Below are 8,329 nucleotides of genomic sequence, written 5' to 3' on the forward strand. Positions count from 1 at the left end.
TCTCTGACCATTCCTTCCACGTCTTTTGTGGACATGATGATAGATTCATCTGCAATTTGAAATCCAATGGAAGTGGGATTCATATCCGCAACCACTGTATGCAGCCGCATCGTCTTTGCCGTCTGGATGATGGGAACTTGTAACAACCCTCCTCCAATGATGAGGATTGTTTTGCCTTCTACGGATTTCAAATGGTAACGCTCTCCGCCTCTAAAACCGTAATTTTTTTTACCTTTCTTGTGATGGATCCTTTTTGAATGATTCCACCTGCGAATAAATAATCACCATTTGCGGGATAAAACGTGGCCGATTGTCCAGGAGTGACACTTTTTACATCTTCTAAAAATTCTACTTTCCAAGTGTTCCCAAGAGAAGTCACCAAACAATGAACAGGTGCACTTCTGTAACGAATTTGAACTTTCATTTCTTTAGTTTCACCCACTTCCATTGGCGCGAGTGCTTGGTAGGTGATCTCTTCTAAAACGAAAGATTCGGATACTGTTTCTTCTTCTTCGCCGAGTATCACAGTTCCATCATCTTCAATGGAAAGAACATAGAGGGGATTTTTCCAAGCGATCCCAAGACCTTTTCTTTGTCCTATGGTAAATCCTTCTTTGCCTTGGTGTTTGCCAATGATTTGGCCGGAAGCTAATTTAAAAAATCCAGGAGTGAACTCCATCCCCTTTTTTTTCAGGAATGACCTGTAATCATTTTCAGGAATAAAACAAATTTCTTGGGATTCTGGTTTTTCAGCAACAGGTAGGCCCATACGTTTTGCAATTTCACGAACTTCTGCTTTGTCCATCTCTCCCAAAGGGAAAACGGTATTTTTAATATTTTCTTGGGACAATCCGTACAAATAGTACGTTTGATTTTTTTTCATGTCCACGGCATTACGAATGGCGAAACGACCATCCACTTCCGCAACACGAGCATAATGACCCGTTGCAATCTTTTCTATACCTAAAGTTTTGGCTTGTTCGAAAAGAGCACCAAACTTCACGAAGGTGTTACACTCCACACAAGGGTTTGGTGTCCTTCCATCTTTATAATCATTAATAAAACGATCGATCACTCGCTCTCCAAAAACCTTTTCCATTTTGATTACATAAAACGGAATGTTTAAGGAAAGACCAACATCCCTGGCATCCCGGATATCTTCCGGAGAACAACAGGATTTTTTAGTGGTATCACATGCGGGAGCTTCATATTCCCAAGTACGTAGGTTCACACCGATCACATCGTAGCCGGCTTCCATCAGAAGTCCTGCGGCCACTGCGCTATCTACCCCACCACTCATCGCCACTATGATTTTTTCTTTTTCTTTCACCTTAGTTTTTGGTGTGAACAATTCCCACACGCCCCCGAGAGAAGTCCCAGAACAAGGGACGAGTCCGGAGAATGTCTAAACCGATCACCCAAACCTCTTCCCTATCCTTGTCCCCCGGCAAATGGAAATTCTCAAGTGAAATTCCTGTGAGGAACTGGACTTGTCTATATTCTTCGCGAATTCCCGATTTGGCCACTAAATACAAAATGGAAGTGGATTCCTTATGGATTGCTGTTTGGATCTTGTTTCCTGCGAGGAATACCTTCTTTTCGCCCAAAAACCGGTCACTGGGGGCACTCGGTAGTAGGTTTAAGGAAGATCCTGTGTCGAGGAGGCCAAAAGAGGTATGACCTTCTGGATATTCGAATTGTACATAGTAATGATCCCCTTTCTTCTTTGTGTTCAGAAGTTTTAGATCTGTAGATAGATAGGCATCTGGGTGTTCGCAAAAAGGAGAATCTTCGGGAAAACGTTTTAACTCCTCACCATACCAGAAGATACAACTTCCAGAAAAAAAATCCAAACCGATGAGTCCGGGAATGGATTCCGGTAGGATTCCTTTTCTCTGATTGAGAGTAAACGGATAACCACCCAAACGGAAATCCGAACTTACTTCCGGACCCATCGATTCATAAAAACTCACATCCGATCCCGTATCCCATAAAAAGGAAAAAGTTCTTTCTTGGGACTCAATCCCGGTAATTAGGAGATGGCTTCCTTCGTCCAGAACGGAAATACGGGTATGGGGTGGAAGGATTTTGTTTGTGGGAAACTGGTATAAAACAGGAGTTTGGTGGGAACGTATCGGGCCTGGAATACAAGCCCCGAAAGAGAATAAAAAAAGGATTACACTAACTTTTTGATACAACGAGAGTTTTGGCATCTTGTATAATCTACAATACAATCCCGATATTCGATCCCCGTATTTTCGTCCTTAGTCTTGTATTCGATGAAACAAGAGTATGGTTGGAAATCATACGAAGAAAGACCCAAAGCACGATTGCGAATGGATTCGTATACATCGGAGGAAACCGATGGAGAGAGATCGTTGAGTAGGTATGCCGGCTCTGCCATACTCTACCCATCGGCAAATTTCCTAATCTTTATAACAAATTGTGCGATTTCTGCCAGAATGTTTTGCCTGGTAGAGTGCTTTATCAGCCCTTTCAATCAAATCTTTATTACTCCTGTCCGTGGTGCGGAAACTAGAAACACCCACAGACAAAGTGACCTTAAGGTCGGTTCCATCATTGGGGTTTTTGACCACCATGGATTCCACCGCTTTCCGAATCTCCTCTCCCTTGAGCATCGCCTCTTCTTCCGTAGCCCCAGGCATCACAAGACAGAACTCTTCCCCACCGTAACGTGCAGGGATATGGTGCCTTTGGCCAGCATTGATCACTTGTTTTGCGACCTCAATGAGAACCACGTCTCCCGCTTGGTGGCCATAGGTATCATTAAAATTTTTGAAATGATCCACGTCTGTAAAAAGCAAACAAAGTTTGGTTCCTTTTTTACGGCAACGATCCATTTCTTCTTTGAGTTTGGTTTGGAAGTAGTGATGGATTTTTAAACCCGTCATCATATCCACAGTTGCCAATTCATACAAACGCGCGTTATCTACAGCGATCCCGGCTAAGTTGGCAAGGGTGGTCATAAATTCTTTTTCATCTTCCGAAAATTCTTCGGAAGTCATCTTGTCCCCAAGAACGAGAAGTCCATTCACCTTCCCCTTGGCATTGAGAGGAACGAGGATCTCGGCTCCCATCTTACGAAGATACGTAATGTCTGGGATGGACTTCAAAGTATCCATTAGTAGGATTTGGTCCATAGTAATGGCTTTGGGTTTTTCTTCAAAATAATGAATGAGAGGACTATCGATTTTGACTTCGTAGTTCTGTTCTTCTGTGCTGAGTTCAAATCCTTTGATGGACTGGGGTTCTAACTTAAATAAGCCCAAGTCAATTTCTGGCTCCAAGTACATCGCGGCGTGCAGAGTCTGCAACTGCGCCAAACAGATGTTAAGGATTGCATCAATTAGATACTTATAGTCTAGCGTGGAATTCAGTGCACGAGAGATTTCCAGTAGTTGTTTTTGGTCGTAGATTTTTTTTTCGTAATGCTCAAAAACGATATCAGTGTTTTCTTTAAAAGACAAAACGCACCGCCAGAATTCTGTATAAGATAGGAATCATTCGTCCTTTTTGACTACTGTAAAGTAAGATTTTGGCGGAAACCGATAAATTTATGATCCAAGGAAAATAGAGAAGTTTTAATAATGTTTGCGTTGACAATTTACCAATCTTTAAAATAATGGTTTTATACCGCGCGGTGGAGCAGCTGGTAGCTCGTTGGGCTCATAACCCAAAGGCCACAGGTTCGAATCCTGTCCGCGCAACCGTTATTATCCTTTCCCCAATTCCTTACTTCTCTCCGTCGCTCGTTTGATTGCATCTCTTACGGCGGTTGAGAATCCTCCCCTTTCTAAAGCATCCAGTCCATGAATGGTCGTACCGCCAGGAGAAGTCACCCAATTGCGTACTTCCATAGGGTGGAGACTGGCATCTTCGTTACGCAAAGAGCGAAAATAAACCAGTGTGCCCTCGATGGTTTCCATTGCCAAAGACAAAGACTCTTCGTAACTGAGTCCTTCTTGCAAACCACCTTCTGCCATTGCCTGTAAAAAGGTTAATACATAAGCCGGTCCCGAACCAGAAAGCCCAGTCACAGCATCCATCAAAGATTCTTTTGCAATTCGAATGGTAGATCCCATTCCATAAAACAATCGTTCTACGCTCGGTGCCACTGGGTCTTCACAAAAGTACGCCATGGCTCCTCGTTCAGAAACAAGAGGTAAGTTTGGCATCACTCGCACCACTTCAGATCCTTTGGGAGCAGATTCTGAAAGGTTAGCAAAAGAAATACCGGCAGCAATGGAAACAAAGGTAGAAGGTTTCGAAAATTCTTTTAAGACAGGAAGCACAAGGTTTGGTTTTACTGCGATCACAATGACTTCCGACTCTTTACTGATGGCATCCAGTGTGCCAACAAGAGTCACACCCGGAACCGGAGATTCACTGATGTTCGGATCAAACCCATACACCTTAGTTCCCTTTTTCACAAGAGCAGTCGCAATCGCCGCTCCCATCTTTCCAAGACCCACGACCCCTACTCTTTCAAATGGATTCCTTTGCATAGTCCCTCTCTCCAAAAATCTTGGATCCAACTCGTAAATAGTCAGACCCTAACTCGGCAGCGATTTCATAATCGCCGCTCATTCCCATAGATAATTTTTTACCGGGAAAATAAGTATCACGTAGTTCTGCGAGAAGCGAAAACACTTCTCTTGTTTCCGACAAATTACCGCTAGACGGGCCCATACCCATAAACCCCTCCCAAATACAAAACTCATTTTGGTAACTCGCGAGAGTTTCTTTCATAGTACGAAGGGTTTCAAAACCCATTCCATGTTTGGTATTTTCTTCGGTGAGATTGGTTTGTAAAAAATAATGAATGAGTGTTTTTTCTTTTTCGGCTCGTTTGAGAAGTTCCTTCAAGGAAGAGATACTTCCTACACCGTGTGTATGAGAAAATATTCCAAATAACTTACGTAAGGTTCCCGACTGAACCGGACCAATATGATGTAACTTGACCGAGGTGGCGGATTCAGGAAACTCTTCTCGTAGTTTTGTGAATTTAGTAATGGCTTCTGGAATGTAATTTTCCCCAAACTCACGAATTCCCTGCAAATAAGCCTCTTTTACCACTTCATAAGGTTTGGTTTTGGAAACAGCAATCACCACCGGCGATCTGTTGGGATACAAATCCTTTAGTGAGTTTTGAATGGAGAGATAGGTCGAACCGTAATCGGACACGATTACTTAGCTAACGCTTTTTCTAAAGACTCAATGCGTCGTTCGATCTCCACAAAGCGTTTTTCATTTCGATCTGTTTGCGTAGAAAGTTTTTGTTCCACGTTTCGCATCCGAACCGCTAAGGAAGAGGATTCCGGTTCCTCATAATTGTTTTTTTGCGACTTTTGGGAATAGGATGATTTTTTGGATTTGGTTCCTTGTCTTTTTTCCGACATAGAACTATATTTTTTGGAACGAGTGGATACAGACTTAGAAGATTTAGAAGATTTAGAATCTGATTTTTTTGTCAGTTTAGTAGGCTCTTTAGTATCAACTTTCGGTTGTTTGGTGGTAGTTGTGGGTTCCACTGCTTCGGAAATCGTATCTTCTACTTTGGAAGTTTTCTTTGTTTTTTTAGTTTCTTCTTTGGGGGAAAAAGATTCTTCCACTTGGTCTAACTTTTCTTGCAAACGAGAGGACGGGTCTTGTTTTTCTTTTGATTTGGTTGAAGCGGCCACAGAAACAGAACGGGGACGCCCTGACTCTGGTTCCATATCCTCTAAACTAGGCAATTCGGGAAGTTTGGAACGATCCTCGCTTGCGGTATTGGAGTCCCTACCTGAAAAATCTTCCTTAGGTGCAGGGATGCCTGCCGGTTCTCTTTCAATTTCCCGGTCCACTACCTCCATATCTTTGTTTTTTCCGATGGTTTGTAGCTTTTGGTAAATTTCGTTTCTATAGATAAATGCAAAAATGAACGATGAAAGAAGTAGGACCACTAGAATGGCAGTTGTGAGTATTTTCAAATTGTCGCGGCGGCCCATGACGTGCGGATTCCTTTCCTTTGATAGAAATAGAGTACACGTTTTTGGTCTTTCGAAAAGTGAGAAATCATGAAAACTGCAAAAAAATTTACATTTGGTTTGGGTTTCCTACTCATGATTTCCGGTCTTTTGTCTCTTCCGAGGCCCCATGATCCCGACGAAGCCGGCCGAGTCCAAATTTTAAAATCGGCCCTCACGATCGATTCCAGTTACCTCCTCTTCCTTGTGGAAGATTTTGAAGGAGAAAGGCCTTGGGATTTTTACCGAGTGGATTCTTTTTTGGCAGTGACCCAGTTTGCTGCCTCCGTTCCGAAGTCCGAAGCATTCTTACAAGAAGCAACAATCCTAAAGGAATCGGGTTACCCAAACCTGCAAAACCAAACCAGTTTTCTTTTACAAAGTTATGTAGAAAACCCAAGACTCGACCACTGGGAAGTGCGACCGAAAGAACCCATTCTGATGCCCCTCGGAATGCCGATCCAAGGAATCCTTTGGGTGTATTCAGAAGGCCACCATATCAATTTGAGTATGGGCCTTACGCAAAAAAAATCCAAGGATTTGTATTTTGATTTGGGAACTTTGAATTTTGTGGGATGGAGAAGACTTGAGTTTCAGATCAACCTTCCTAAGGAAAACACAAGGCTCATCCAATCCATGTCGTTTCCGATTTCTTTTGCTTCCTTTCGATTGAAAAGCCTTGCCTCACAAAAGAAAGGAGAGTTTCATTTATACTTTGACAATTTGAGTTTTGTCATTGATAAAAGAACTTTCATCTACCCCGGTTCGGAAGTCAACGATACTTGGGGTAACAAACGCTAAATGGTATATTTTTTTTATAACACCCTCATCCTTTTTGTTTTTATTCTTTTAAAGATTCTTTCCTTATTCCTAAAACCTGTCCGTGAGGAATTAGAAAAAAGAAAACACTCTCTTAACCAAATCTTTTCAAAAGCGGCAGAAGGAAAATTTGTAGTCTGGCTCCATGCGGCAAGTGTGGGAGAACTAGACCAAGCACGAGCTCTTACAGAAACCATTCGTAAAAAACATAAAAATGTTTTTATCCTCCAATCGGTTTTTTCCTCTTCCGTCAAAGAAACATCCTTTCAGGATCCCTTAGCCGATTTGTATTTTTATCTTCCCCTAGATCTACCTCATGCCTACGACCGAATCTTCACTCATTTTAAACCCCAAGTTCTACTCGTAATGGCTTGGGATACTTGGCCGAATCTTTTAAAAAGGGCATCACATTTCAAAACCAAGTCTTATCTTGCCTGCGCGAGTTTGTCTTCCCAGTCTTCCAGGAAAAATCCTCTGGTCCAATCTTTGACAAAGGCCTCCTTCCAATACCTATCCGGAATTTATCCAAGCCATGAACTGATGGCCAAAGAGTTTACTGGCCTTGTTTCTAAAAACACAGACTTCAAAGTGTTAGGAGATACAAGGTTTGAATCGGTTCTTGGGAAATTGGAAACCAAATCCCCAAACCCCGTTTTCACTCATTTTGTTTCTGACCAAAAAGAATTCTTAAACCAAAACAAACCCATCATCCTTGGGTCCACTTACGGAATCTGTGAAGAACGGTTTACCAGTTATTTAAAGACCAATACAGACAATGTGTATTACTGGATTTTTCCCCATAAATGGGAAGCGGATCGTATGGAGGCTTGGATTCCCACTCTAAAAGAATTCGGAACTGTAGGTGTTTTTTCGAAACTGAAGAAAGGCGATGTTTTACCCAAGTTCCTTCTTTTTGATCTGATGGGAATCCTTGCTTTTGCCTATCAGTATGGAAGTTTTGCTTATGTAGGGGGGGCTTGGCGCCACCGTGTTCACAATACCATTGAACCCGCAGCCCTGGGACTCCCTGTGATCACTGGCCCCAAAATTTCCAACGCACCCGAAGCCATCGTTATGCAAGAATTAGGTGGTCTCTTCAAAACAGAAAACGAACCCGAATTTGTTCGTCAATTTGGACTTTTAGTCAAAGACAAAACCCAGAGAGAAAAGATGGGACGAGGGAATCGAAACTTTGTTGTAGAAAACAGAGGTGCGTCGGATAAGATTTATAACCGAGTTTTCTCCGATGCCCAAAATTAAAATTGCTGCCGTTACACTCAATACAACTCCCCTAGATTTTACGGGGAACTATGAATCCATATCCAAGGCAATCGGCAATCTCGAGTCCAAGGAAGCCGATTGTATTCTTTTTCCCGAACTTTGTATTTCAGGATATGGATGTGAAGATGGTTTCTACAAACCCTATGTTTGGACTCGTTCTGAAGAAATCATAGGTGAATTAAAAACTCTATCTCCCCATCAAA

General features: G+C 42.3%; 11 protein-coding genes and 1 tRNA gene. 4 read left to right on the forward strand and 8 right to left on the reverse strand.

Annotated elements, in window-relative coordinates:
• The 5 genes from JWG41_RS20335 to JWG41_RS20355 form a co-directional block, all read right to left on the reverse strand.
• A partial coding sequence (locus tag JWG41_RS20335) for a hypothetical protein (RefSeq protein ID WP_205271469.1) occupies positions 1–191 on the reverse strand: 191 nt, incomplete at its 3' end.
• The gene (gene mnmA / locus JWG41_RS20340) at positions 188–1,330 is read right to left on the reverse strand and encodes a tRNA 2-thiouridine(34) synthase MnmA (protein ID WP_205271478.1); all 1,143 of its coding nucleotides are present in this window, start codon (positions 1,328–1,330) and stop codon (positions 188–190) included. The genes mnmA and JWG41_RS20335, both read right to left, overlap by 4 nt.
• 1 nt (position 1,331) lies before the next feature.
• Positions 1,332–2,213 carry a hypothetical protein gene (locus JWG41_RS20345; RefSeq protein WP_205271470.1) on the reverse strand — a complete coding sequence of 294 codons (882 nt, stop codon included), beginning with the start codon at positions 2,211–2,213 and terminating at the stop codon, positions 1,332–1,334.
• Positions 2,177–2,404, reverse strand: coding sequence for a hypothetical protein (locus tag JWG41_RS20350; protein WP_205271471.1), 228 nt, complete (start codon positions 2,402–2,404; stop codon positions 2,177–2,179). The genes JWG41_RS20345 and JWG41_RS20350 overlap by 37 nt, the downstream gene beginning before the upstream one ends.
• A 22-nt stretch (positions 2,405–2,426) precedes the next feature.
• A complete protein-coding gene (locus JWG41_RS20355) occupies positions 2,427–3,488 on the reverse strand; it encodes a sensor domain-containing diguanylate cyclase (protein WP_205271472.1) in 1,062 nt (353 codons plus the stop codon).
• Between the two features lie 167 nt (positions 3,489–3,655).
• Between JWG41_RS20355 and JWG41_RS20360 the strand changes: the two genes are divergently transcribed.
• Positions 3,656–3,728, forward strand: a tRNA-Met gene (locus JWG41_RS20360).
• A 6-nt stretch (positions 3,729–3,734) separates the two neighbouring features.
• Here the strand turns inward: JWG41_RS20360 and proC are convergent.
• Genes proC through JWG41_RS20375 form a run of 3 tightly spaced genes read right to left on the reverse strand, consistent with a single transcriptional unit; the run spans position 3,735 to position 6,008 of the window.
• Positions 3,735–4,526: a pyrroline-5-carboxylate reductase gene (gene proC, locus JWG41_RS20365; RefSeq protein WP_205271473.1), complete on the reverse strand. Its 792-nt coding sequence runs from the start codon at positions 4,524–4,526 to the stop codon at positions 3,735–3,737.
• A complete protein-coding gene (locus JWG41_RS20370) occupies positions 4,507–5,205 on the reverse strand; it encodes a YggS family pyridoxal phosphate-dependent enzyme (RefSeq protein ID WP_205271474.1) in 699 nt (232 codons plus the stop codon). The genes proC and JWG41_RS20370 overlap by 20 nt, the downstream gene beginning before the upstream one ends.
• A 2-nt stretch (positions 5,206–5,207) precedes the next feature.
• A complete protein-coding gene (locus JWG41_RS20375) occupies positions 5,208–6,008 on the reverse strand; it encodes a hypothetical protein (RefSeq protein WP_205271475.1) in 801 nt (266 codons plus the stop codon).
• Between the two features lie 69 nt (positions 6,009–6,077).
• On the opposite strand from JWG41_RS20375, the gene JWG41_RS20380 reads away from it, so the two are divergent.
• From JWG41_RS20380 to JWG41_RS20390, 3 genes are all read left to right on the forward strand, one after another.
• Positions 6,078–6,827, forward strand: a complete 750-nt coding sequence (locus tag JWG41_RS20380; protein WP_205271476.1) for a flagellar filament outer layer protein FlaA — start codon at positions 6,078–6,080, stop codon at positions 6,825–6,827.
• Complete coding sequence (locus JWG41_RS20385; protein ID WP_205271477.1) at positions 6,828–8,105, forward strand: 3-deoxy-D-manno-octulosonic acid transferase; 1,278 nt, start codon at positions 6,828–6,830, stop codon at positions 8,103–8,105.
• A partial coding sequence (locus JWG41_RS20390) for a nitrilase-related carbon-nitrogen hydrolase (RefSeq protein ID WP_332461320.1) occupies positions 8,092–8,329 on the forward strand: 238 nt, incomplete at its 3' end. The genes JWG41_RS20385 and JWG41_RS20390, both read left to right, overlap by 14 nt.

Origin of the sequence: Leptospira chreensis (assembly GCF_016919165.1) — a bacterium.
GTDB classification, from domain to species: Bacteria; Spirochaetota; Leptospiria; order Leptospirales; family Leptospiraceae; genus Leptospira_A; species Leptospira_A chreensis.